This is a genomic window from Burkholderia sp. BKH01, from assembly GCF_025685725.1.
Taxonomy (GTDB): domain Bacteria; phylum Pseudomonadota; class Gammaproteobacteria; order Burkholderiales; family Burkholderiaceae; genus Burkholderia; species Burkholderia pyrrocinia_C.
In genome coordinates this window covers 56,021-81,020 of sequence record NZ_JAOTQT010000030.1, presented here as the reverse complement: position 1 = coordinate 81,020, position 25,000 = coordinate 56,021, and the positions used below count along the sequence as shown (strand labels likewise).

23 protein-coding genes are annotated in these 25,000 nt (G+C 67.8%); 9 read left to right on the top strand and 14 right to left on the bottom strand.

The features are described 5' to 3' along the window. Nucleotides 1–286: 286 nt before the first annotated feature. On the top strand, nt 287–550 hold the full coding sequence (locus tag OEJ37_RS30460) for a hypothetical protein (protein ID WP_174933418.1): 264 nt from the start codon (nt 287–289) through the stop codon (nt 548–550). Between the two features lie 70 nt (nt 551–620). On the opposite strand, the gene OEJ37_RS30455 is transcribed toward OEJ37_RS30460, so the two are convergent. Then, complete coding sequence (locus tag OEJ37_RS30455) at nt 621–1,415, bottom strand: AraC family transcriptional regulator (protein WP_034181780.1); 795 nt, start codon at nt 1,413–1,415, stop codon at nt 621–623. Nucleotides 1,416–2,063: 648 nt separating this feature from the next. Here OEJ37_RS30455 and OEJ37_RS30450 point away from each other — a divergent pair. Both OEJ37_RS30450 and OEJ37_RS30445 read left to right on the top strand, forming a co-directional pair. Then, nucleotides 2,064–3,200, top strand: a complete 1,137-nt coding sequence (locus OEJ37_RS30450) for a branched-chain amino acid ABC transporter substrate-binding protein (RefSeq protein ID WP_174421617.1) — start codon at nt 2,064–2,066, stop codon at nt 3,198–3,200. Between the two features lie 317 nt (nt 3,201–3,517). After that, nucleotides 3,518–4,828 (top strand): MFS transporter, encoded by a 1,311-nt coding sequence (locus tag OEJ37_RS30445; protein ID WP_111018963.1) that lies wholly within the window; start codon nt 3,518–3,520, stop codon nt 4,826–4,828. A 99-nt stretch (nt 4,829–4,927) separates the two neighbouring features. On the opposite strand, the gene OEJ37_RS30440 is transcribed toward OEJ37_RS30445, so the two are convergent. The 4 genes from OEJ37_RS30440 to garD all read right to left on the bottom strand — a co-directional run bounded on the left by OEJ37_RS30440 (nt 4,928) and on the right by garD (nt 8,263). Further along, a complete protein-coding gene (locus OEJ37_RS30440; RefSeq protein ID WP_174421616.1) occupies nt 4,928–5,365 on the bottom strand; it encodes a DoxX family protein in 438 nt (145 codons plus the stop codon). A gap of 194 nt (nt 5,366–5,559) precedes the next feature. Continuing rightward, nucleotides 5,560–6,015, bottom strand: coding sequence for an RbsD/FucU family protein (locus tag OEJ37_RS30435; protein ID WP_174421615.1), 456 nt, complete (start codon nt 6,013–6,015; stop codon nt 5,560–5,562). 78 nt (nt 6,016–6,093) lie between these two features. Continuing rightward, entirely contained in the window at nt 6,094–6,486 is a 393-nt protein-coding gene (locus tag OEJ37_RS30430; protein ID WP_263348423.1) for a nuclear transport factor 2 family protein, read from the bottom strand. Between the two features lie 223 nt (nt 6,487–6,709). Next, entirely contained in the window at nt 6,710–8,263 is a 1,554-nt protein-coding gene (garD, locus tag OEJ37_RS30425; protein WP_263348421.1) for a galactarate dehydratase, read from the bottom strand. Between the two features lie 231 nt (nt 8,264–8,494). On the opposite strand from garD, the gene kdgD reads away from it, so the two are divergent. Further along, nucleotides 8,495–9,409 carry a 5-dehydro-4-deoxyglucarate dehydratase gene (gene kdgD, locus OEJ37_RS30420; protein ID WP_174421613.1) on the top strand — a complete coding sequence of 305 codons (915 nt, stop codon included), beginning with the start codon at nt 8,495–8,497 and terminating at the stop codon, nt 9,407–9,409. A gap of 199 nt (nt 9,410–9,608) precedes the next feature. Here kdgD and OEJ37_RS30415 read toward each other — a convergent pair whose 3' ends face one another. After that, nucleotides 9,609–10,160 carry a hypothetical protein gene (locus OEJ37_RS30415; protein ID WP_263348417.1) on the bottom strand — a complete coding sequence of 184 codons (552 nt, stop codon included), beginning with the start codon at nt 10,158–10,160 and terminating at the stop codon, nt 9,609–9,611. A 267-nt stretch (nt 10,161–10,427) separates the two neighbouring features. On the opposite strand from OEJ37_RS30415, the gene OEJ37_RS30410 reads away from it, so the two are divergent. Both OEJ37_RS30410 and OEJ37_RS30405 read left to right on the top strand, forming a co-directional pair. Next, nucleotides 10,428–10,625, top strand: a complete 198-nt coding sequence (locus OEJ37_RS30410) for a type II toxin-antitoxin system VapB family antitoxin (protein ID WP_072444647.1) — start codon at nt 10,428–10,430, stop codon at nt 10,623–10,625. Then, nucleotides 10,622–10,993, top strand: a complete 372-nt coding sequence (locus tag OEJ37_RS30405) for a type II toxin-antitoxin system VapC family toxin (RefSeq protein ID WP_263348413.1) — start codon at nt 10,622–10,624, stop codon at nt 10,991–10,993. The genes OEJ37_RS30410 and OEJ37_RS30405 overlap by 4 nt, the downstream gene beginning before the upstream one ends. A 132-nt stretch (nt 10,994–11,125) precedes the next feature. Here OEJ37_RS30405 and OEJ37_RS30400 read toward each other — a convergent pair whose 3' ends face one another. Then, entirely contained in the window at nt 11,126–12,703 is a 1,578-nt protein-coding gene (locus OEJ37_RS30400; RefSeq protein ID WP_263348410.1) for an aldehyde dehydrogenase (NADP(+)), read from the bottom strand. A gap of 249 nt (nt 12,704–12,952) precedes the next feature. Here OEJ37_RS30400 and OEJ37_RS30395 point away from each other — a divergent pair, with 249 nt between their 5' ends. Further along, nucleotides 12,953–14,329, top strand: a complete 1,377-nt coding sequence (locus tag OEJ37_RS30395; protein ID WP_317891542.1) for an MFS transporter — start codon at nt 12,953–12,955, stop codon at nt 14,327–14,329. A gap of 61 nt (nt 14,330–14,390) precedes the next feature. On the opposite strand, the gene OEJ37_RS30390 is transcribed toward OEJ37_RS30395, so the two are convergent. Continuing rightward, complete coding sequence (locus tag OEJ37_RS30390; RefSeq protein ID WP_263348409.1) at nt 14,391–15,116, bottom strand: site-2 protease family protein; 726 nt, start codon at nt 15,114–15,116, stop codon at nt 14,391–14,393. Next, nucleotides 15,113–16,066: a DUF2167 domain-containing protein gene (locus tag OEJ37_RS30385; RefSeq protein ID WP_263348453.1), complete on the bottom strand. Its 954-nt coding sequence runs from the start codon at nt 16,064–16,066 to the stop codon at nt 15,113–15,115. The genes OEJ37_RS30390 and OEJ37_RS30385 overlap by 4 nt, the downstream gene beginning before the upstream one ends. A gap of 200 nt (nt 16,067–16,266) precedes the next feature. On the opposite strand from OEJ37_RS30385, the gene OEJ37_RS30380 reads away from it, so the two are divergent. Both OEJ37_RS30380 and OEJ37_RS30375 read left to right on the top strand, forming a co-directional pair. Further along, complete coding sequence (locus tag OEJ37_RS30380) at nt 16,267–17,112, top strand: helix-turn-helix domain-containing protein (RefSeq protein ID WP_263348407.1); 846 nt, start codon at nt 16,267–16,269, stop codon at nt 17,110–17,112. A 419-nt stretch (nt 17,113–17,531) separates the two neighbouring features. Then, complete coding sequence (locus tag OEJ37_RS30375; protein WP_263348451.1) at nt 17,532–19,259, top strand: YadA family autotransporter adhesin; 1,728 nt, start codon at nt 17,532–17,534, stop codon at nt 19,257–19,259. A 358-nt stretch (nt 19,260–19,617) separates the two neighbouring features. Here OEJ37_RS30375 and OEJ37_RS30370 read toward each other — a convergent pair whose 3' ends face one another. The 5 genes from OEJ37_RS30370 to OEJ37_RS30350 are packed head-to-tail and all read right to left on the bottom strand — an operon-like array spanning nt 19,618 to nt 24,996. Beyond that, entirely contained in the window at nt 19,618–20,832 is a 1,215-nt protein-coding gene (locus tag OEJ37_RS30370) for an acyl-CoA dehydrogenase family protein (RefSeq protein WP_263348405.1), read from the bottom strand. Next, complete coding sequence (locus OEJ37_RS30365; protein WP_263348402.1) at nt 20,829–21,686, bottom strand: hypothetical protein; 858 nt, start codon at nt 21,684–21,686, stop codon at nt 20,829–20,831. Before OEJ37_RS30365 ends, OEJ37_RS30370 begins: the two co-directional genes overlap by 4 nt. Before the next feature lie 54 nt (nt 21,687–21,740). Then, nucleotides 21,741–22,397 carry a methionine ABC transporter permease gene (locus tag OEJ37_RS30360; RefSeq protein ID WP_027781522.1) on the bottom strand — a complete coding sequence of 219 codons (657 nt, stop codon included), beginning with the start codon at nt 22,395–22,397 and terminating at the stop codon, nt 21,741–21,743. After that, entirely contained in the window at nt 22,390–23,568 is a 1,179-nt protein-coding gene (locus tag OEJ37_RS30355; protein WP_263348381.1) for a methionine ABC transporter ATP-binding protein, read from the bottom strand. Before OEJ37_RS30355 ends, OEJ37_RS30360 begins: the two co-directional genes overlap by 8 nt. Before the next feature lie 18 nt (nt 23,569–23,586). Further along, complete coding sequence (locus OEJ37_RS30350) at nt 23,587–24,996, bottom strand: LLM class flavin-dependent oxidoreductase (RefSeq protein ID WP_263348378.1); 1,410 nt, start codon at nt 24,994–24,996, stop codon at nt 23,587–23,589. Nucleotides 24,997–25,000: the final 4 nt, after the last annotated feature.

Below are 25,000 nucleotides of genomic sequence, written 5' to 3'. Positions count from 1 at the left end.
GGAAGGGCGCGAATCGGGAGTCTGGGGCCGGATCACTTCGCGGCCCGCGCCCGATTCAAAGGGTCGCATCGCGCGCGCACCATCGCGGCGAATCGAGCGGCCGCGCACCAGCCCGCGCGGCTAACCGCGACAGGGCCAGGAGCCGCGCTCCGTATGACGTTACATACGGTAACCCGTACCGCAGCGCAGCATCCCGTCGCCCGCCACGGTTTTAAGAATCGCTTAAGTCTTCGACGGCACCATCCGCAACCAGTACCCGATGGTTATCTCGAAAAGGAGGAAAGCGATGAGCGCCGTAGAAGCACCCGCGGGCCGCCAGGCCGCGCCCCCTGCAAAGAAGACGATGCTGCGCCGCCTGCTCAGTCATCACGAAATCGCAACGCTGCTCGTGCTGCTGCATGCACCGATCGGCGCGAACGCCAAACCCGAATTGCCCGCGCTGCAGGAAGCCGGCCTCGTCGAGATGGTCAAGCTCGACGCCGATACGGCCCCGAGCTTCCGCCTGACCGAAGACGGCACGGCCGTCCTGAAAGGGCTCGGCTACCGCTGAGCCGCCGTTTTCCCCGCTTCCCCGTATTGCCGCGATCCCTGCGGCGCGCCGGCACTTCCGGCGTATCGCGTCACCCCGCCCGCTCCTGCAGCATCAACCGGTATTCCGTCGGCGTCACGCCGACTGTCGCCTTGAACTGGCGCGTGAACGCGCTGTGATCCGTATAGCCGCATAGCGCCGCGACGTCGGTCACCTTGTCGTGCGTGACGAGCAGCGCGGTGGCCGCATCGAGCCGCGTCTTCAGCAGCACCTGGCGCGGCGTCAGGTGAAACACCTTGTGGAAATAGCGTTCGAGCTGCGCGACCGACATCCCGGCCATCTGCGCGAGATGCTTCAGGTTCAGCGGCTGCACGTAGTGATCCTGGATGTGCTGGACCACGTCGGCGAGCTTGCTGTAGGCCGGATGCGACCCCTCGTGCGCCTTCAGGTCGCGCGAGATGCCCGCGAGGCCGACCACCTTGCCCGCGGCGTCGCGCAGCGGCTCCTTGCAGGTCAGGCACCAGCCCGGCTGGCGGCCCGGATACAGGTGCAGCTCGAGCTGGTCCATCAGTTGCTGGCCGGCATTGATCGTCGCCATGTCCTGCTCGAAATAGCTGCGGCCGAAGCGGCGCGGAAATACTTCGTCGGTCGTCTTGCCGAGCAGGTCGCGCTTGTCCTTGTAGCCGCAGCGCATCGCCAGCGTGCGGTTCACGAGCGCGTAGCGGCCGCTCGCATCCTTCACGAAGAACGCGACGTCCGGCAGCGCATCGAACACCGGTTCGAGCAGGCGGAAGTGCGCGAGCATCGCGCCGAAATCGGCGTTGTCGGGCTGGTAGCGCAACGTGTCGGACAGGCTCATGGGCGGTACGGCAAGCAAGGTCGTCATCCCGGCATCCGCGAAGCGAGTGGCAGATGGCGTCGATTATAGGAGCGCCCCTTCAATCGCGTCGCGCCGATCGCGGGGGCGGGCAAGTTGGCAGCAGCCGTCGCATCGCGACGCCGATCGGCCGGCATCGGCAAGCGACAGACGTTGCACGCGCAACCACCGCGCTGCACGTACGGCGGCCGGCCGCGAATCCGCTTGCGCCGCCGCATGCAGTCACGCATGTGCCGACGCCGACCTGCCGCGTTGGCGCCCCGGCAACGCGCGCCCGGATCCACCATCCTAGAAATGCGGACGTACCGCGTCTTGGCGCGTTTGCGCACTCGGCATGACGATTTCGGCATATATCAGGGTTATCGACGATATGCCGATATCGTCGCCGGCCGCGCACCGAACGCGCAAGACGCGCGCATTTTCGCTATCTAGACTTCGCTTCACGGTTACGAGACGCCATCCCGCCGCTGCGGCAATCGGCGCGCACGGCCCGCCGCATCGCCAGCCGCGCACGCCGATTCCGGCACAGCCCGGGGCTGCACGCGGCGAGCACGCACGGCCTTCGCATCGGCCTGCCGATCGATACGTCTCGCCCGGTTTACCGCACCGGCCCGCTAGCCGGCGGCGGCCCAACCACGCCATCAAGGGGAAGTGAAAGTGAAGCTGAAGGTATCGCACGTCGCGCTGGCTGCCGCCTGCGCACTGTCGGGCACGCACGCCATCGCCGCCGACGTCGTCAAGATCGGTTTCGCCGCACCGCTGACCGGCCCGCAGTCGAACTACGGCACGGACATGCAGAAGGGTGTGCAGCTCGCGATCGCCGACTTCAACGCGACGCGTCCGACGATCGGCGGCAAGCCGGTCACGTTCCAGCTCGATTCGCAGGACGACCAGGCCGACCCGCGCACGGGCACGACCGTCGCGCAGCGGCTGATCGACGACAACGTCCGCGGGATCATCGGCCACTTCAACTCGGGCACCAGCATTCCGGCGTCAGACCTGTACGATCGCGCCGGACTGCCGCAGATCTCGATGGCGACGTCGCCGCAATACACGGCGCGCGGCTACAAGACGACCTACCGGCTGCTGACGAGCGACGCGCAGGCGGGCCGCATCGTCGGCACGTACGCGGTGAAGACGCTGCACTTCAAGCGCATCGCGATCATCGACGACCGCACGGCCTACGGCCAGGGTATCGCCGACGAATTCGCGAAGGCCGTTGAGGCGGCCGGCGGCACGATCGTCAAGCGCGACTTCACGAACGACAAGGCGCTCGATTTCTCGGCGATCCTGACCAACCTGAAGGGCGTCAATCCGGACGCGGTCTTCTACGGCGGCGGCGACGCGCAATCGTCGCCGATGATCCGCAAGATGCGCCAGCTCGGGATGAAATCGGCGTTCGTGACGGGCGAGATGTCGCGCTCGCCGACGTTCCTGAAGGTCGGCGGCGAAGCGGCCGAAGGCGCGATCGTCTACATGGGCGGGCTGCCGAAGGAAAAGATGCCGGGCTTCGCCGGCTACGCGGCACGCTACAAGGCGCGCTTCAACGAAGACGTGATCACGTACTCGCCGTACTCGTATGACGGCACGATCGCGCTGCTTACCGCGATGAAGGACGCGAACTCGACCGACCCGAAGGTGTACACGCCGTATCTCGGCAAGGTGTCGATCAAGGGCGTGTCGGCCCCCGGCATCGCGTACGACACGAAGGGTGACCTGAAGGATGCACCGGTCACGATCTACAAGGTCGAGCACGGCGCGTTCAAGCCGGTCGATACGATCGCCGGCAACTGATACGCGAGACCCTGCCCCGTGCGGCGCGGGAAGCGGCTCACCGGCCGCCCGCGCCGCGCGCGCTTCGGCTTCATGGTCCGAAGCCCTCCTCGGCGCGCGCCCGCGCTCGCGTATTTCGCGCTCCTGTAGAATCCCCCCACCCGCTTTGACGCTTCGTCTGCGCCGCGCCCCATCCCGGTGCGGCGATGCGTGTTTCGTGCCCTATCCGGCACCCGGCACGCTTCGACGACGCAAGCCGCGCCTTGTCAGTCCATGCCGATAGCGGGCCCTGGAGACGCAGCACCGACAACTACATTCGAAAACCGATCGTCCTGACCATGCAAGCTTCCGAATTGAGCGGCGTGCCTCGCGCCGCCGAACGCGCGCTCACGCGCAGCGACTACAAGACCCTTGGCCTTGCCGCACTTGGCGGCGCCCTCGAGTTCTACGACTTCATCATCTTCGTGTTCTTCGCACCTGCGATAGGGCAGCTGTTCTTCCCGCACGACATTCCCGACTGGCTGCGCCAGTTGCAGACGTTCGGCATCTTCGCGGCCGGCTATCTCGCGCGCCCGCTCGGCGGCGTGATCATGGCGCACTTCGGCGACCTGTTCGGCCGCAAGCGGATGTTCACGCTGAGCGTGCTGATGATGTCCGTGCCGACGCTGCTGATGGGCCTGCTGCCGACCTACGACTCGATCGGCATCCTCGCGCCGGTGTTGCTGCTGCTGTTCCGCGTGCTGCAGGGTGCGGCGGTCGGCGGCGAAGTGCCGGGCGCGTGGGTGTTCGTGTCCGAGCATGTGCCGTCGCGTCATATCGGCTATGCGTGCGGCACGCTGACCGCGGGCCTCACGGCCGGCATCCTGCTCGGCTCGCTGGTCGCCGCCGGCATCAACAGCCGTTACTCGAGCGCCGAAGTCGGTGCGTTCGCATGGCGCATCCCGTTCCTGCTCGGCGGCGTGTTCGGGCTGTTCTCCGTGTACCTGCGCCGCTGGCTGCATGAAACGCCGGTGTTCGCCGAAATGAAGGCGAAGAAGGCACTCGCGGCCGAGATTCCGCTGAAAGCCGTGCTGCGCGACCATGGCCGCGCGGTGATCGTGTCGATGCTGCTCACGTGGATGCTGTCGGCCGCGATCGTCGTCGTGATCCTGATGACGCCCGCGCTGCTGCAGAAGCAGTTCCACCTGACGCCCGCGACGACGCTGTTCGCGAACAGCGTCGCGACGCTGTGCCTGACGGCCGGCTGCATCACCGCAGGTTCGCTCGCGGGCTGGATCGGCGCGAAGCGCGTGCTCGGCATCGGCGGCCTCGGGCTGGCCGCGTGCTACTACCTGCTGTTCGTGCAGGTCGCGGCCGACGCGTCGACGCTGCCGCTCTATTACGGGATCGCGGGCTTCATGGTCGGCACGATCGGCGCGGTGCCGTTCGTGATGGTCAAGAGCTTCCCGGCCGTCGTGCGCTTCTCGGGCATCTCGTTCTCGTACAACGTCGCGTATGCAATCTTCGGCGGCCTCACGCCGGTGATCGTGTCGCTGATGATGAAGTCGAATCCGCTCGCACCGGTCGTGTACGTCGCGGCGATCTGCGTGCTCGGCGCGATCGCCGTGCAGTTCTCGAAGGATGCGAAGGACGTGAAGGACGCGCACTGAACGCGACGCACGCGCCCGTTCCATGAACAAAGGGCCGAATCCCGCGGCGTGCGGGATTCGGCCCTTTCGTTTTGTTTCAGCGCAACGGCGCGCATGCGATCAGCGCAGGCCGCCGTACGACGAACTCGGCCGGCGCAGGCCGTCGATGCTCGCGCCGCCGGCGCCGGTGACGAACAGCAGCAGGAAACCGCCGGCGATCGAAATGTTCTTCCAGAAGTGGATCACCATCTCGTGCTGGACCGCGGCGTCCGTCGCGTCCCAGAAGTTGTGCCCGACCATCGCGGTCGCGACCGTATAGAACGCCATCAGCAGCGCGAGCGGCTTCACCTTGTAGCCAACGATCAGCAGCAGGCCACCGAGCCCTTCGATCGCGACGACGATCGGCGCGACGACCTGCGGATACGGCATGTTCAGCCCATGCAGGTAACCAACGAAATCGCCGTAGCCGAGCAGCTTCATCACGCCGCCCCACAGGAACAACGCCGCCAGCGCCAGGCGTGCGAAAAAAATGACGCCGGAATCGACGGAACGCGTCATGCCTCTCTCCTCGTATGCAATTCGGCCGGCCGCACGGGGCGCGCCCGTGAAGCTCGAGGGCCGCGCGGCCCTGCTGGGCCTGCGGCAAATGGGCCAGCATAGAGGGTCTTTCGGCCGTGTCCAAGAAAAAGGTTGTAGCAAATCTTTACACGGCGCCGGCCGCGTGGCCGGCGGAAGCGGCACGAAAAAAGCGTTTAGCCCGCGTCGCTCAACAGCACGCCTTTCTTGAAGATGAAGCAGCCGTAGCCGCGCAACTCGCCGGTGACGATCACCGCGTACGCCTGCTGCGCGCGCTCGTAGAACGCGAAACGCTCGATGCCCGTGAGCGGCACCGCACGCCCTTCCGCGCGGTCGATCTCGGCCTGCACCTCGCGCTGCACGGGCGGCACTGCTGCCGCGTCGCCGACGACTTCCATCCGCCATGCGGGCGTGTCGACGAACGTATCGAGCGGCAGCACGGACAGCACCGCACGCGCGACGCGCGCCGAATCGGCGCCGTCGATCCGCAGTGCGCGGCCGACCACCGTGTGCTCCGCGACGGATTCCGCCGGAAAATTCGCGTCGCAGATCGCGACTTCGTCACCGTGGCCCATCGCGCGCAACGTGTGCAGGATATCGGCGTGCAGCAGCGGGTCGAGATTCTTCAGCATGTCGGCTTGTCTCCGGGATCAGGAACGAATGCGTAACGTTACCCGATCCCGGCCGTCATTGCGCATGCGCCGCTCGCTTCACGACGCCGCGGACGGCATTTCGTCGATGAAACCGGTGACCGACTTCAGGCGGCCCGACGCATCGACGGTGCCGAAGTCCGAGCCCTTCACGATCGCCGCGCCGTCCGGCGACACTAGCGCCCACGAGAACCGCAGGTGCTGGCCGAATGCGTCGACGTCGGTCGTGCGGCGGAAGCGGTATGCGGGGAAGCGCTCCTGCAAGGCCGCGATCATCGTGTCGATGCCCGCGTGGCCGTCGCCGGCCATCAGCGGATCGCGATAGGTCGCATCGCTCGCGTAGGTCGCATCGATCAGCGCGCGGCGGCGCGCGACGTCGGGTTCGTTCCATGCGTCGAAGTAGCGGTCGATCAGGTCGGCGTGAGCGGACTGTGCGGATTGGGCGGTGTTCATGGCGAGGCTCCGTGTGTCGATGAAGGGACGATGTCGCGAACGTTTCGGGTCCGCGTGCAGCTATCGTCGCCGGCCTCGCGCGGGCGGTCGATTACGTGCGAGGTAAGGAATTCGTGCCGGCCGCGTATGACACGCATGCACCGAATCGCGAACCCGCCGCCGCAATGAAAAGAAAACGGGCGCCCGAAGGCGCCCGCATCGTCTGCCGTCACCACCGCGCGCGTCAGGTCACCGGCGCCGGATTGAACAGCGTCAGCGCATTCGCGAGCTTCCATTGCTCGGCCCACGTGCGGCGCTTGCCGCTCGCGACGTCGAGCATCAGGCGGAACAGTTCCCAGCCCACGTCCTCGATCGTGGCCGCGCCGGTCGCGATCTGCCCGGCGTCGAGATCCATCAGGTCGTGCCAGCGACGCGCGAGATCGCTGCGCGTCGCGACCTTGATCACCGGCACCTGCGCGAGGCCGTACGGCGTGCCGCGGCCGGTCGTGAACACGTGCAGGTTCATCCCAGCCGCGAGCTGCAGCGTGCCGCAGATGAAGTCGCTCGCGGGCGTCGCCGCGTACAGCAGCCCCTTCTGCCGCGCGCGATCGCCGGGGCGCACGACGCCGGCGATCGGTGCGCTGCCCGATTTCACGATCGAACCCATCGCCTTCTCGACGATGTTCGACAGGCCGCCCTTCTTGTTGCCGGGCGTCGTGTTCGCGCTGCGGTCGACGCGGCCGCGCTGCAGGTAGCGGTCGTACCAGTCCATTTCGCGGATGATCTCGCGTGCAATATCCTCGTTCGCCGCGCGCGACGTGAGTTGCGCGACGCCGTCGCGCACTTCCGTCACCTCGGAGAACATGATCGTCGCGCCCGCGCGCACGAGCAGGTCGGCCGCGAAGCCGACGGCCGGGTTCGCGGTGAGCCCCGAGAACGCGTCGCTGCCGCCGCACTGCACGCCGACGACGAGATCCGACGCGGGGCACGTCTCACGGCGGCGGCGGTTCAGCCGCTCGAGATGCGATTCGGCCATCTTCATGATCGAGTCGATCATCGAGTTGAAGCCGACGTGCGCGGCGTCCTGCAGGCACACGACGCCGCCGTTGTCGGTCGCACCGTCGGCGGCCACCGGAATCGTGCCGGGCGGCAGCAGGCGCTCGGGCTGCAGCTTCTCGCAGCCGAGGCTCACGGTCATCACCTCGCCGCCGAAATTCGGGTTCAGGCTGATGTTGCGCAGCGTGCGAATCGGGATGTCGGCGTCGGGCGCATCGATCGCGACGCCGCAACCGTACGTGTGCTCGAGCCCGACCACGTCGTCGACGTTCGGATAGCGCGGCAGCAGCTCGGCCTTGATCCGCTTCACCGCATGCTCGACGACACCCGACACGCACTGCACGGTCGTCGTGATCGCGAGGATGTTGCGCGTGCCGACCGAGCCGTCGGCATTGCGGAAGCCCTCGAACGTATAGCCTTCGAGCGGCGCCAGCGGCGGCGCGGAACGCGTCGCGAGCGGCAGGTCGTCGAGCCCCGGCGGCTCGGGCATGCGCATCGTGCGCTCGTTGACCCAGCTGCCGCGCCGCAGGTCGGTCAGCGCGTAGCCGATCACCACGTTGTAGCGGACGATCGGGTCGCCGGCCGCGAGGTCGGCCAACGCGACCTTGTGCCCCTGCGGCACGCCTTCGCGCAGCGTCAACCCGTCGGCGAACGTCGCGCCTTCGCGCAGGCCGCCGTCGTTGACGACGATCGCGACGTTGTCGTCCGGATGCACGCGGATGTAGAGAGGGGAAGCAGTCATCGGAATTTCCTGGAAGCGACCGGTCATATCGTTAGTCATCATACGACATTGAAGATCAACCGACGATGCTGCGTAAACCCTTATCCGGAAAGACCCTACTATCGAGCAGCCAGCAAACCGCTTGCGCCACCCTTTCCCTCGTTGTACGATGACATACAACGACATCGCCAATGTGGCCCGTATGCCGTTCCCGACGAACCCAGCACTCGCGCTAGACGGACGACCCCAACCATGACTTCACCGCAAGAACTCAAACAAATCATTTCCCACGGCCTGCTGTCGTTTCCGCTGACCGACTTCGACGCCGACGGCAACTTCCGCCCGACTACCTATGCCGAGCGCCTCGAATGGCTGGCGCCGTATGGCGCGAGCGCGCTGTTCGCGGCCGGCGGCACCGGTGAATTCTTCTCGCTCACGCAGCGCGAGTATTCGGACGTGATCCGCGTCGCGACGGAAACCTGCAAGGGCAAGGTGCCGATCCTCGCCGGCGCGGGCGGCGCGACGCGCGTCGCGATCGAATATGCGCAGGAAGCCGAACGCCTCGGCGCGAGCGGCGTGCTGCTGATGCCGCACTACCTGACCGAAGCGAGCCAGGAAGGGATCGCCGACCACGTCGAGCAGGTGTGCCGCGCGCTGAAGATCGGCGTCGTGGTGTACAACCGCGCGAATTCGAAGCTGAACGCCGACATGCTCGAGCGCCTCGCCGACCGTTGCCCGAACCTGATCGGCTTCAAGGACGGCGTCGGCGAAATCGAAAGCATGGTCACGATCCGCCGCCGCCTCGGCGACCGGTTCGCATACCTCGGCGGCCTGCCGACGGCCGAAGTCTATGCGGCCGCGTACAAGGCGCTCGGCGTGCCGGTGTACTCGTCGGCCGTGTTCAACTTCATCCCGAAGACGGCGATGGAATTCTACGAAGCGATCGCGAAGGACGACCATGCGACGGTCGGCCGCCTGATCGACGATTTCTTCCTGCCGTACCTGAAGATCCGCAATCGCCGCGCGGGCTATGCGGTCAGCATCGTGAAGGCGGGCGCGAAGCTCGTCGGCCACGACGCGGGCCCCGTGCGTGCGCCGCTCGTCGACCTCACCGACGAAGAAGCGGCGGAGCTCGACGTGCTGATCAAGAAGATGGGCCCGCAGTAAGCGCGGGTGGCCGGCGCGGCGCCTTTGTCGGCGCCTCGGCCGGCTCGCCGTTACGCAGTGCGCAACGGTTTTGTGTCACGGCCGGTTTGACCCTGTTGCGACCGTTTGTATCGATAAGCCGCGCGCGCATCCACCACGATGCGTGCCGCACCCCGTCGCTCCGCCTGACGCCCCCCGCTTCGCGGGCCGGCCGCCTCCGTCACATCTGCGCGATGATCCCGACGATCCGGTGGCGCACGTTCCCCAGCTTGACCCGCGTCGCCTCGATCTGCCCCTGCGCACCCGAACGTGCGCGCGCATTCGATTCGCCGTCGAGGATCTGCCCGAGCACGTCGCGATCGACGACCGCGTCGAAGAACCGGCCGACCGTGATCGTCGCCGACTGCTTCGCGGTCGCGAGCTGGCTGTTGGCCTGCGTCAACGCTTCGGCGCGCAGGCCCTGGTCGCGTTCGTCGATGCTGCGCCGGTATTGGAGCGCGAACACCAGCGCTTCCATGTCCTGCCGGAAACGTCGGACGGCGTGCCCGAACATGAGCGAATGCGCGTCGGCGCCGGTGACGAGCCGCCCCTGGTTGATCGTCAGGTCGAATTCGCTGCCGCCCAGGTCGCGCTGGAATTCCAGCAGCGCATTCGCGAGCACGCGCCCTTCGCTGTACTGGCCGACCTGGGTGCGCACGGATTTCGCGACGTCGCCGATCGCTTTCCACAATCCGGCCGCGAACAGGTGATCGCCACGCTTGTTGATGTTCATCGGAGGGTTCCCTCGTTGTCTTTTGTCGGTCTCTCAGGCTCACCCGCGGACCGTGCGGCCCGGGGCTTCGCTACTGTAGGAGAAATTCGTGGGACGCGGAAGACGGCAAGATCGACGGCAGTCTGGCCCCCGGGTGCCGCCGCCCCGCCCGCCTGACCGCCGTGCTGCACCGACACGCCGCCCGGTCATCGCCCCGTCAGCGCGAGGCATCACAATCGACATCAATCGGTGACATAATTGATGCACCTATCGTTTCGGAAGCCGATCATGCGCACCACCTTATCCCTGGACGACGCCCTGCTCGCCAAAGCGCAGCAGTTGACTGGCGTCACCGAAAAGTCGGCGCTGGTAAGAGAAGCCCTGCGCGCGCTGATTGCCCGCGAAAGCGCACGACGGCTGGCTCGTCTCGGCGGCACCGAACCCGATCTCGAACCCGTGCCGCGCCGCCCGTCGGAGCCAGCATGATTCTTGTCGACACGTCCGTCTGGATCGATCACCTGCGAGCCGGTGATGCAGCGCTCACTACGCTGCTCGGAGCCGAGCGGGTATTGATCCATCCGTTCGTCGTCGGCGAGCTTTCGCTCGGCAGCCTGCGCGATCGCCAGACCGTGCTGGACGCGCTGCGCGACCTCCCCGCTGCCACCTCGGCAACCGACGACGAAGTTCAACGCATGATCGATGTCGTGCCGCTTCACGGACTCGGCATCGGTTACGTCGACGCGCACCTGCTCGCTTCAGTCAGACTGACCAGCGGCAGCAAGCTGTGGACACGCGACCGGCGCCTGCTGGCCGCAGCCGACCGCCTGCAGCTCGCCGCTCACCCCGCCCACTGACCGACGAGATCGGCGGCACGAACGCCCGCCTTGCAAAAAGGCGGAAGCGGCCCACCGGCCACTTCCGCCTTTCTGTTTCTCTGCCCCGGCGCACCGGCCGCCGGGAACCGCGCCCTCAGTCGATCAGGCCCGTCACTCCGCCTTCCCGTCCCGCAGACGCGGAATCGCAAGCGGATTGCTTTCCTGCAGCCCTTCGGGCAGCAGGTCGTCCGGGAAATCCTGGTAGCACACGGGCCGCAGGAAGCGCTCGATCGCCGTCGCGCCGACCGACGTGACGGCCGGGTTCGACGTCGCGGGGAACGGCCCGCCGTGCACCATCGCATCGCACACCTCGACGCCGGTCGGATAACCGTTGACGAGCAGGCGCCCGGCCTTGCGTTCGAGGATCGGCAGCAGCCGGCGCGCGAGCGGCTTGTCGTCGGCGTCCATCTGCAGCGTGGCCGTGAGTTGGCCTTCGAGCGCGTCGAGCACGCGCGCGACTTCGTCGAGATCGCGGCAGCGCACGATCAGCGACGCCGGCCCGAACACCTCGTGGCTGAACGCCGGCTCGGCCAGGAACGCCTGCGCGCCGACTTCGTACAGCGCGCCGCCCGCCTGGCATTCGGTCTGCGCGGCCTCGCCCGCGCCGATTTCGCGCACACCCGGCAGCTCGGCCAGCTTGCCGCGGCCGCTGCGATACGCATCGGCGATGCCGCGCGTGAGCATCACGCCGGCCGGCTTCTTCGCGAGCGCCTGCGCGGCGACGGCTTCGAAGCGGTCGAGATCGGGGCCATCGATCGCGAGCACGAGGCCGGGGTTCGTACAGAACTGGCCGACGCCGAGCGTCAGCGAATCGACGAAGCCCGTCGCGATCGCGTCGCCGCGCGCGGCGAGCGCGGCCGGGAACAGCACGACGGGGTTGATGCTGCTCATTTCCGCGTAGACGGGAATCGGCTGCGGGCGCGCGTTCGCGAGCTGCACGAGCGCCATGCCGCCCTGCCGCGAACCGGTGAAGCCGACGGCCTGGATCACCGGATGGCTGACCAGCGCCGCGCCGGTCACGCGGCCGGGGCCGATCAGCAGCGAGAACACGCCGGCCGGCATCCCGCATTTCGCAATCGCGGCGCGGATCGCGCGGCCGACCAGCTCGGACGTGCCGAGGTGCGCTTCGTGCGCCTTCACGATCACCGGGCAGCCGGCCGCGAGCGCCGACGCCGTATCGCCGCCGGCCACCGAGAACGCGAGCGGGAAGTTGCTCGCGCCGAACACGGCGACGGGCCCGAGCCCGACCTTCTGCAGCCGCAGGTCCGCGCGCGGCAGCGGCGTGCGCGCGGGCTGCGCGGGATCGATCGACGCGGCGAGGAAGCGCCCGTCGCGCACGACGCGCGCGAACAGCCGGAGCTGGCCGACGGTGCGGCCGCGCTCGCCCTGCAGCCGCGCGACGGGCAGGCCCGTTTCGGCGTGCGCGCGCTCGATCAGCGCGTCGCCGAGCGCGACGATTTCATCCGCGATCGCGTCGAGAAACGCCGCGCGGGCCGCGAGCGGCTGCGCGCGGTACGCATCGAACGCGTCGCGCGCGAGTTCGCACGCGCGGTCGACGTCGGCCTGCGTCGCGACACCGAACGCCGGCGCATCGATCGGTGCGCCCTTCGTCGGGTCGAACGCGTGCAAGGGTCCGGCCGAGCCGGCCACCGCTTCGGCGCCGATCAGCATCTCTCCTGTCAGTTGCATGGGGTGTGCTCCGTGGTTCGGGAATAGATCGTCCATTGTAGCTCAACAGATACGATGTCTGCCGACAGCATGGCAGCATTCTCACCGCCTGCGGTGGCGTCGACGATACACCGGAAAGCCTTGCGCAGTCAGCATAAGCGCGTCATTCCCACATTGTGATGACGATCTGCAAAGGGAAAACCCGAAGTTTCTGAATTCGGGCTTTCTCAATAAACTTTCAGCCATGTCATACGACGACGTACATTTAAAGTGAACGACCACACCTCTCCCCGCGATCTTCCGATCGACCTCGCGCGCAGCGCGCGCCGGACCGCCGTGCGCTACTGGATCCTGGCGATGCTGTTCGTCGTCACGACGCTCAACTACGCGGACCGCGCGACGCTGTCGATCACCGGTACGCCGATCCGCAAGGCGTTCGGCATCGACCCGGTGACGATGGGCTACATCTTCTCGGCGTTCAGCTGGGCATACGTGCTCGCGCAACTGCCGAGCGGCTGGCTGCTCGACCGCTTCGGCGCGCGGCGCGTGTACGCGGCGAGCATCTTCCTGTGGTCGGCGTTCACGCTGCTGCAGAGCACGATCGGCCTCGGCGGCAGCGCCGCGTTCGCGGTCGCCGCGCTGTTCGCGATGCGCTTCGCGGTCGGCATCGCCGAGGCACCCGCGTTCCCGGCCAACGCGAAGGTCGTCGCGAGCTGGTTCCCGACCGCCGAGCGCGGCACGGCGTCGGCGATCTTCAACGCCGCGCAGTATTTCGCGGCCGTGGTGTTCTCGCCGCTGATGGCATGGCTCACGCATGCATACGGCTGGCATCACGTGTACCTGTGGCTCGGCCTCGCGGGCATCGCGCTCGCATTCCTGTGGCTGCGCGTGATGAAGGATCCGGCCGACCATCCGGCCGTGAACCGCGCGGAGCTCGACCATATCGAGCACGGTGGCGGCCTCGTGCGGTCGAAGTCGCGCGGCACCGGTGCGGCGTCCGAAGGCAGTCGCGTCGCCGGCTGGTACTACGTGCGCCAGCTTCTGTCGAACCGGATGCTGATCGGCGTGTACCTCGGCCAGTACTGCGTGAACGTGCTCACATACTTCTTCCTCACGTGGTTCCCGATCTACCTCGTGCAGGCGCGCGGGATGTCGCTGCTGAAGGCCGGTTTCATGACGTCGCTGCCCGCGATCTGCGGGTTTCTCGGCGGCGTGCTCGGCGGGATGCTGTCGGACGCGCTGATCCGCCGCGGCGTGTCGCTGACGCTCGCGCGCAAGATCCCGATCGTCGGCGGGATGCTGCTGTCGATGGTCATCATCGGCTGCAATTACGTCGACAGCGAAGCGCTCGTGATCGTGCTGATGGCCGTGTCGTTCTTCGGCAAGGGGATCGGCTCGCTCGGCTGGGCCGTCGTCGCGGATACCGCGCCGAAGGAAGCGATCGGCCTGTCGGGCAGCCTGTTCAACATGTTCGGCAACACGGCCGGCATCGTCGCGCCGATCGCGATCGGCTATCTCGTCGGCGCGAGCGGCTCGTTCAACGGCGCGCTCGTGTTCGTCGGGCTGAATGCGCTCGTCACCGTGTTCAGCTATCTCGTGATCGTGAAGGACATCAAGCGGGTCGAGCTGCGTCATCGCGACGCTTGAGCTGCGGCGGAAAAGGAAAGAAGACGACGGCGGCCGCGTAAAAGCGGCCGCCGTTCTTGCGTCAGGTCGCGGAATGCACGACGCGCAGCATGTCGTGCACGCCGGACGTCATCAGCGCGAGGAACGCGAGCAGGCCGACGTAGCAGAGCGCGTACGTCGTCTTCGTCTCGATCGACGTCGCGTAGTACACGCGGTTCTCCGGCGCGTCGGGATCGTAGCGCCACGCGCGCTTCAGCTGCGGCAGCGCGAGGATCGCCATCACGATCAGCAGCGGGCTCGGGCGATACACGAACAGCGCGATCAGCACCGGTACGCCCGCGAACCAGATGCGCGGCGACAGCACCGCGGTGATCCGCCCGCCGTCGAACGGCGACAGCGGAATCATGTTGAACAGGTTCAGGAAGAAGCCCGTGTACGACAGCGCGAGCAGCAGGTTGCTGTCGTAGTGCCTCGCGGTCGCGTAGCAGGCCAGCGCACCGAGCGTACCGACGAACGGCCCGGCGAGCCCGACATACGCTTCGGTTTCCGCGTCGTGCTGCATCTCCTTCAGCTGGATCCATGCGCCGACGAACGGGATGAACGTCGGCAGCCCGACGTCGAGCCCGCGCCGCTGCGCGGCCAGGTAGTGGCCGGCCTCGTGCACCAGCAGCAGCGCGACGAAACCGGCCGCGAACCGCCAGCCGTAGAACAGCGCGTAGACCGCGATCGACGCCAGCATGGTGCCCGCCGAAACGAGCACCTTGCCGAGCTTGAGGCCGCCGAAGATCAGCAGCAACAGCTTCGTCATTCCTTGCGCTCCGTGCCGGACAAGTCGGACGCATCGGCGACGGCCGGCACCGCGGCCGCCTTCGGCTTGCGCCCGAAGAAGCGCTTCAGCGCCGCGCCGCCGGCCAGCAGCGCGACCGCGCCGATCTTGAAGAATTTCACCGCGAACGCGCCGATCAGCGCGAGCAGGCCGAGCTTCTTCGCGCCGACGCCGACGATCAGCGCCGCGAGGCCGTACTCGGCGACATGGTCGGTCGACTTGTTGAAATCGGCATAGCGCTTGCCGTCGTTGAAGCTGATGTTCGACAGCAAGTCGTCGGCCGATGCCTTGTACTTCGGCAAATCGGCCAGCGTCGACGCCATCGTCAGCGACAGGTAGCCGTCGCGGCCGAGCACGAGCGTCCGGTAGTTCACGCCGTCGTTCCCGGCGTTCGGCGCCGCCCCCTTGTCGCGGATGATCGCGGACCACACGAGCCGGTGCGTGGCCGCGTCGTACGCGGGCGCTTTTGCCCAGCCGACCACCTCGGTTTCGGGCAGGCCGCGCTCCTTGCGCGCCGGGTTGTTTTCCTCGGTGCCGGCCTGCAGGCTCTTCAGCAGGTCGTCGGGCTTCCAGTCCTTCGCGTCGTCGTCGCGGATGTAGCCGCTCGGCTCGAACGACACGACCGAGATCCAGTCGGCGTCGGGATCGTCGGGCAGCACGAGGCCGACCAGCTTCGATTCGTCGATCGAGTTGCCCATCGAGCGCAGGTAGCGGCCGGCTTCGGCAGCCGGCACAAACGACTCGCCGGCCTTCAGCTTCAGCACGGCTTCATGCTTCACGTCGATGTCGGCCGGCCCTTTGACGACGGCCTCGTTGGCGGCAGCGGCGGCGGCCCTCATTTCCACCTGCGCAGCTTCGGTCTGCGCATGGCCGCTGGCCGCGGCAAGTGCGAGCGTCGCCACGCAGGCGAGCCGGACGGCAAGCTTTTTCATTTTCATTGTTGGATTCCCCTGGAATGCCTTGTTGTAAACGTGCGCGGAACCGGCCCATGCGTTGTCGTCGCGGGTCCGGAATCGCCTCTCAGGTGGCACGGAGGCTATGGTAACGCAGCGCCGGGGGCGCCCGGGGAACGGCGCGATGCTTACGTCGCAGGTAATGCCCAACGCGCGCAGGATTGCCTATCATCTGCTGCATGACCCCGACCGCCGCCCTCCATTCGCCCTCCCCGTCCGCCGGCCGCGCGTCCGGCATCGGCCCGCTGCTGCGCACGTGGCGCCAACGCCGGCGCTTGAGCCAGATGGCGCTCGCGCTCGACGCGGAAGTCTCCGCGCGCCACCTGAGCTTCGTCGAATCGGGCCGCGCGCAGCCGAGCCGCGAGATGGTGCTGCATCTCGCGGAGCGGCTCGACGTACCGCTGCGCGAACGCAATGCGCTGCTGGTTGCGGCCGGCTTTGCACCGCTCTTTCGCGAGCGGCCGTTCTCGGATCCGCAACTGGATGCCGCACGCCATGCGGTCGAAGCCGTGCTGCGCGGCCATGAGCCGTACCCGGCGCTCGCGGTCGACCGCCACTGGACGCTGCTCGCCGCGAACCGGATGCTCGGCGCGCTGGTCGCGCAGGCCGATCCGTCGCTGCTGCAGCCGCCCGTCAACGTGCTGCGGCTGAGCCTGCATCCGGACGGCCTTGCGTCGCAGATCGTCAACTGGCATGAATGGCGCGCGCACATCCTGCATCGGCTGCAGCGGCAGATCGATGCGAGCGGCGACCGCACGCTGCATGCGCTGCGCGACGAGCTCGCCGCGTATCCGGCGCCGGCCGGCCAGCGCGACGACACGCACGCGCGCGCCGACTTCGCGGATATCGCCGTGCCGCTGCGGCTGCGCGCGGCGGGCGGCGAGCTGACGTTCTTCAGTACGACGACGGTGTTCGGCACGCCGGTCGACGTGACGCTGTCGGAACTCGCGATCGAGGCGTTTTTCCCGGCGAATCCGGAGACGGTGGACGCGATGCGGAAGCTGGCGGACGCGTTGGCGGTGTAGTAGCAAGCGGGCAGAGGAGATTGACGGAAGCCGCCGCCCGAACGCCGGCTTCCGCACCCAGGACCGGTATGCCGGCGGTCAGCGCAACCATCAAGACGACGAATGTTCCCCAAAGCATAGAGATCGGGCGCCAGGGCAAACCTGGGCGCTGGCGAGTCCGATCAAAATGCGTCGTCGCATCTCAATGCTGCAGATCCGAGACACGTCCGCGTTCCGGAAAACGTCAAATGTAGCGGCACCTGTGCCATTTCCCCCTGGACTCACTCCACCGAATGTCAAATTTGTTTAGTACATCTTTTCAATTTGACTGTACTCGAACAAGGGTTTCGGTAAAAAAATCGCGAATGCACTGCGATCGGGAAATCGTGAGAACGACAAGCAAGCCACAACACAATTTTTATATCGAGCCTAGGAAAAACATGAGCAAGATGCATCGAGGGTTGGGGAATCCGGCACTGCGCGCGCCGGCGAAGTCGAAAGCAGCGCTGGCCATCGCCGTGAGCGCAGCGGTTGTCGCATTCGCGGCTTCCGCACCCGCGCGCGCCGATTATGTGCAGAACGGGACGTCGACCGAAACGTCAGCCGGCTGTGTCGGCAACATCGCCATCTCGGGAAGCGGCACGTATCCGGCCGCTGCAACGGGCTGCGACAACGTGGCGATCGGCACTGCGGCAGTCGCGAATTCGGGCTCGTCGACCGGAGCCTATAGCGAAACCGTCGCGATCGGCCGCATGGCGGCCGCGACCGGTACGTTTGCGACGGCCGTCGGCGGAAATGCCGTGGCAACCGGCGACCAGGCGACGGCGATGGGCGCGGCCTCGAGCGCGGTCGGAACCCAGGCGACGGCAGTCGGCAACGGAGCCATCGCGAACGGCGCGACGGCATCCGCCTTCGGCCAGGGCGCGTTCGCCGTCGACCAGTCGACGGCGGTCGGGCAAAGCGCCAGCGCCACCACGACATTTTCCACGGCCGTGGGCAAGGGCAGCATTGCGGCCGGCGGTACGTCACTCGGCTTTCAGGCAAACGCCGGCGCGAACGATGCGGTAGCGCTCGGCGTCGACAGTTCGGCCTCCGCTGTCGGGAGCATCGCCATTGCGCGTGCGACGGCATCCGCAGTGAATGCGGTCGCGATCGGCGAAGGCGCGAACGCCGCCGATGCGAATTCCGTCGCACTGGGCTCGAACGCGTCTACGCGCGCTTTCACCACCGTCAACAGCGTGACGCTCAACGGCGTCAGCTACGGCGGCTTCGCGGGCACGCCGGTAGGTGTGGTCAGCGTCGGCAGCGCGGGCGCCGAGCGTCAGATCGTGAACGTCGCGGCCGGCGCGATCAGCGCGACCAGCACGGATGCAGTCAACGGCTCGCAGCTCTTCTCGATCGCAAACCAGGTTTCCACGTTGACGGCGGATCTGGCAACGCTCACGACGACCGTCGGCAAAATTACGTCGAGCGTCCCGAGCGGCACGGTGACGGACGATACAGACACCGCAATCGGCAAAAATACGCGGGTCAGCGTGCCGAACGGGACCGCGATCGGCGACGGCTCCAATGTCTCGGGCGATAACGGTACAGGCATCGGCGTCAATTCCACCGTCACGGCGACGAACGGAACCGCCGTCGGCACGAATTCGAAAGTCACCGCGCCGAACGGAACGGCGATTGGTGCAGGGTCGAATGTCTCCGGCAAGGACTCTACCGCGATCGGCACGAACAGCCGCGCGACCGCCAGCAATTCGGTTGCGTTGGGAGCGAATTCGGTCGCCGACCGGGACAACACGGTATCGATCGGCGCGCCGGGCGCCGAGCGTCAGCTCACCAACATGGCCGACGGCACGGCGCCGACGGACGGCGTCAACGTGCGTCAGTTGAACGGCGCAATCAATTCGGTTCGCGAAGAAATGTCGAAGTATCGCAAAGACGCGAACGCGGGCACGGCAAGCGCGATCGCGATGGCGAACATGCCGCAAGCCGTGCTGCCAGGCGAAAAGGTGGTCGCGCTCGGCGGCGGCACGTATGGCGGTCAAAGCGCGATGGCGATCGGTCTTTCCGTCGCGACGGCGAAATGGCTGGTCAAGGGTTCGGTGACGACGGCGGTTTCCGGCCACGGCTCGTTCGGTGCGGGTGCGGGCGTCGGCTACCGCTGGTAAGCATGCTCGGCCCGTGAAGCGTCAAGAGACGGTTGCTTGACGCTGCAAGGCAAACCATCGGCGCAACCGCGCCGATGGCGCCACGGTCTCACACGGCACGCCGGTTTCCCGGTCGCCGCAGCAGGCTGCGCCGCCGTATCCGGAAACGGCGCGATCTGCCCTGCCGGCTGCCCGCTCAGCACGCCGTCGCGCACGGCTATCTGCCCGCGCACAACCATGCACGGGTCAGCTCGTAACTGCGCATCCGTCGTAAGGCGTCCAGCACGTGGAACGAACGATATGTCGGCATGAGCGGCAGGCACCGGCGCTTGCGGTCGGCGTGAAGCCGCCGCGAAGCGCCGACGCCGCGGCCCCGTCGTCACGTATACAGCGACGCCGGCGGCAATTCTCCCGTCAGCGCGAACCGGCCCACGTCACGCAGCCGGTAGTCGAGCGGATCGTGCAGCGTATGCGTGCGCGCGTTCCGCCAGAAGCGGTCGAGGCCGAGCGACGCGACCGTCGCGCGCGCGCCGCATGCGTCGAACAGCGCCTCGCCGTTGTCGAGCGCCGCGCGCTGCGCGACGATCTTCGCGTCCGATACCGCGAGCGCCACTTCGGCACGCTCGTCTGCCGTCAGCGCATCGTGCCGCGCCCACGCGTGCTGCAACGCGCCGGCCGCGCGATCGGCCAGCGCCGCCGCGGCAACGGCCCTCACGCGCATGTCGCCGAAGCGCTGCAGCGTGTACGGATCGTCGCTCGCTTGCGCGGCGTCCGAGTGAATCCACGGCCGGCCATGCTTCAGCACATAATCGCGTGCCTCAGCCAGCGCGCCTTCCGCGAGCCCGACGAACAGGTTCGTCAGCACGAGCTGCGACACGAGCGTGCGCAGCGTCGCGCGCGGCGTCGGCGGCGTCTCGGAACGGTGCAGCACCTCGTCCGGCGCGAGCGTCACGTCGTCGAAACGCACGCTGCCGCTGTCGGTCTGGCGCTGGCCGATCGGGTCCCAGTCGTCTTTGACCGTGATCCCCGGACGATCGGTCGGCACCACGCCGAACACGGTGCGGCCGGTTTCCAGATCGTGCGCGGACACCGTCATCCGCTGCGACCCGCGCGTGCCTGAACAGAAGCCCTTCACGCCGTCGAGCCGATAGCCGCCGTCCGGCGTCGCGGTCGCAACGAGGCGCGTGTCGAGCGGATTGACCGCATTGCCCCACCACCAGCGCTGCTCGACCGTGCCGCGCAGATAGCGTTCGCGCTGCGCGGCACTGCCCCACACGTCGACGCTCACCACCTGCAGGCATTGAAAACCGACGAGATGCGCGAGCGCGCCGTCGACGCGCGCGATCTGCCGGATCGCGTCGTAGATCGCGGGCCACGCGGCTTCCTGCCCGCCGAACGCGCGCGGCACCGCGAGCGTCAGCAGGCCGGCATCGGCGAGCCACTGCTTCTCCTGCGCCGCGTGACCACCCGCACGGTCGCGTGCGGCGGCGGTTGCGCGCAGCGCGTCGATAACGCGCGTCAATGCGCTCCGGTCGAACGCCGGCGCATCGCCGGAATGCGGCGCAAGCGTCGCCGGGCCGCGTGGATCGTTCATGCGACGGCTTCCTGTCGAGCGGCTTCCTGCGCAATCGCTTCGCCCGACAGCGGTACGAGCGCGCCAAGCTGGCGGCCGGTCAACCGCGACAGGATCTCGCGCCGCCAGTCGTCGTAGATCGCGCGGTATTCGGCGATATCCGCGCCGAACACATGCGCGGTATGCGCGTACTCGTCGTGCAGATAACCGTCGAGCCGCGCCTGCGTTTCCTCGTCGGCCGCGATCATGCGATCGATCAGCGCTTCGCGCTCGGCGGCCGGCAGCGCCTTCAACGTGTCGAACCACCACTGGACGATCTGCACGCGATGCCATTCCTCGTCCGGCCGGATCCGGTTCTCGCCATGCTCACGCATCGCGCCGTCGCCGATCCGGCCGGTCTTGCGCTGGATCCACAGCTTCGCGAGGATGTGCAGCTCGTAATGCCATTCGAACGCGAGAAAACCCGCGACATCGCGCACCGCGATATCGCCGATGCGCGCCCAGTGCGCGGCGACGAGCCGGTCGACTTCCGGAAGCGGATCGCGCCCCGTCAGTTCGGTCACGCGCTCGCGGCCGATCACCGCATGCGCGCCGTCGTCGCCGAGCTGGCGCGACAGGATCAGCTGGAAATGCGGATCGTCGCGGAACAGCGTGTCGATCGCCTTCGCGACGACCTGCACGATGAACAGGTCGTGCGACGCCATCTTCGTGTAGTAGTCGGCCACGGCGGCCAGCTCGTCCGCGTTGCGCGGCTCGCGCGGAGGCGTGGCGAGTTTGTCGGGGAAGCCGGGACGATGGCGTCGCGCCACGTCGAGGAACAGCGCTTCCTCGAATTGTCCGTTCCATTCGCGCGGCGCGCCGATGGGCAAGGTCATAGATATCGTTCTCTCAGGGTCATGAATGAAACGAGCGGGTGCTTGTGGCACGGCTCAGGTACGCCGGGTCACGCGTCGGACCAGGCGGTCGCCCGTGATTTGCACGGCCGAAACGAGTGCGATCAGGATCACGATCACGGTCGCCATGACAGTGGTGTCGAAGCGCTGATAGCCGTAGCGGATCGCGAGATCGCCGAGCCCGCCCGCGCCGACGGCGCCCGCCATCGCGGTCGAGCCGATCAGCGCGACGACGGTGATCGTGAAGCCGCCGAGCATGCCGGGCAGCGCCTCGGGCAGCAGCACGTGCCACACGATGTGGCGGCGCTTCGCGCCCATCGCGAGCGCGGCCTCGATCAGCCCGCGATCGACTTCGCGCAGGCTCACCTCGGCGATCCGCGCGAAGAACGGGATCGCGGCGATCGACAGCGGCACGACGGCCGCCCATACGCCGATCGTCGTGCCGATCAGCACGCGCGTGAACGGCAGCAGCGCGACGAGCAGGATGATGAACGGCGTCGAACGGAACACGTTGACGAGCGCGCCGAGCACCGCGTTCACGCCGCGTCGCGCGTAGATGCCGCCGGGCGCGGTCGTCACGAGGATCACCGCGAGCGGGATGCCGATCAGCGCCGCGATCGCGGCCGATGCGGCGACCATCGACAGCGTGTCGCGGATCGCGTCGAGCAGTTCGGGCCACCAGAGCTCAAACATAGCCGAGCACCTCCGCGCGATTCGCGTGGCGGCGCGCGCGTTCGAGCAGCGCGGCAACCGCGCCGCCGCGTGCCGACGACTGGCCGGCTTCATCCGCGCGCGGCGCGGCCGCGATCACGAGCCGCCCCTGCGCATGCCCCTGGATGCGCTCGATCCCGCCGTGCAGGAAACGCACGGAGCCGCCGAGCGCCGCCGCGAGCGCGCCGACGTCCGGCTCGCCGCCGCTCTCGCCCGTATAACGAACGTCGAGCACGACCTGCGCACCGTCCGGCAATGCGGCCTGCTCGGGCAGCGGCCGCACGCGCGCGGCCAGCTCGGCCGGCAGGTCGTGCACCAGCGTGCTGAGCAGCGCGCGCGTCGCGCCGTGGCGCGGATCGCCGAACACGCGCCACACCGGGCCCGTTTCGACGACTTCGCCCTGTTCGATCACCGCGACCGTGTCGCACACCGCGCGGATCACTTCCATCTCGTGCGTGATCAGCACGATCGTCAGCCCGAGGCGGCGGTTGATGTCGGCGAGCAGCGCGAGGATCGACTGGGTCGTCTCGGGATCGAGCGCCGACGTCGCCTCGTCGCACAGCAGCACTTCGGGATCGTGCACGAGCGCGCGGGCAATGCCGACGCGCTGCTTCTGCCCGCCCGACAGGCTCGCCGGATACGCGTCGCGCTTCGCGGTCAGCCCGACGAGTTCGAGCAGCGCGTCGGCCTTGCGCACGCGCTCGGCCTTCGGCACGCCGGCGATCTTCAGCGGCAGCACGACGTTCTCGAATACCGTCTTCGCGGACAGCAGGTTGAAATGCTGGAACACCATGCCGGTGCGGCGGCGCAATGCGACGAGGCCGTCCTCGTCGAGCGCGCCGACGTCGACGCCCTGCACGCGCACGCGGCCCGCGCTCGGCCGTTCGAGGCCGTTCACGAGGCGCAACAGCGTCGACTTCCCGGCGCCGCTGCGGCCGATGATCCCGAACACCTCGCCGCGCCGCACGTCGAGCGTCACGTCGCGCAGCGCGGCGGCCTGGCCGCGCGACGTCGCGAACACCTTGCCGACCTGCTCCAGCGACACGGCCACGCCATCGGCCGGCGCAGCCGTTGCCTCATGCACCGTCGCAGCGGCGCCGGCGCGCGCGGCCGATGCGTCGACGAAACCCAGCGCATCGAACAATTGCGTCATCGCTTCACTCCGTCACGTTCAGGCGTGCGCGGGATGCGCGGGTTCGGGCACGGCGGCCGGCCGATGCTGCGCGCCGGTGTGCCACGCAGGCAGGCGCGCGCCCGCGCCGAACAGTTTCTCGCGCAGCGTCGGAGCGGGATCGTAGTCTTCCTTGTAAACGCCGCGGTTCTGCAGCTCGGGCACGACCCAGTCGACGAAATCCTCGAACGACTCGGGCATCACGGTGCGCGTCAGGTTGAAGCCGTCGATGCCGGTCTCGTCGATCCACGACTGCAGCTCGTCCGCAACCTGCGACGGCGAACCGACGATCGGCGCGTAGCGACCGCCGAGCGACATCTGTTCGAGCATCCTGCGCACGGTCCACGTGCCGGTCGTGCTCTTGCGCGAGATCGCGTCGACGGCCGACTGGATCGAATCGGTCTTCACGTACGAGATCGGTTCGTCGAGGCCGTACTTCGCGAAGTCGATGCCGGTCGAACTCGCGAAATGCGCGAGACCGGCTTCGGGGCTCGCGTAGCGCCGGTATTCGTCGAATTTCTCGCGCGCGAGCCGCTCGGTCTCGGCCGTCACGACGCTCACGCCCGCGAAGATCCGGATCGACGCCGGGTCGCGCCCCTGCCGCGCGGCGGCCGCGCGGATGTCGAGCGCCGCCGCGCGCGCGGCGGCCTTGCTCTGCCCGTTCACGAACACGCATTCCGCATGCCGGCCCGCGAACTCGACGCCGCGCGCGGACGACCCGGCCTGGTACAGCACCGGCGTGCGCTGCAGCGACGGCTCGCTCAGGTGGATCGCGTCGACCGAATAGAACGGCCCGTCGTGCTTCACGCGCCGCACCTTGCCCGGCTGCGCGAACACGCGTGCCTGTGCATCGCGGATCACCGCGTCGTCGTCCCAGCTCTGTTCCCACAGCTTGTAGACGACGTCCATGTAGTCGTCCGCGCGCTCGTAGCGGTCGTCGTGGCCGATCTGCTGCGCGAGGCCCATCCCGCGCGCGGCGCTGTCGAGATAGCCGGTGACGATGTTCCAGCCCACCCGCCCCTTCGTCAGGTGGTCGAGCGTCGACATGCGGCGCGCGAACAGGTAAGGCGGCTCGTAGGTCAGGTTCGCGGTCACGCCGAAGCCGAGATGCCGCGTGACCTGCGCCATCGCGGGCACGAGCAGCAGCGGATCGTTGACGGGCACCTGCACCGATTCGCGCAGCGCGGCGTCGGGGCCGCCGCCGAACACGTCGTACACGCCGACGATGTCCGCGAGAAAGATCCCGTCGAACTTGCCGCGTTCGAGCGTCTTCGCGAGATCGGCCCAGTAGTCGAGATCGGTGTAGTGCGCGGAGCGGTCGCGCGGATGCGTCCACAACCCGTGATTGATGTGCCCGACGCAGTTCATGTTGAACGCGTTGAGCAGGATCTTCTTGTTGCCGTTCGCCATGTTC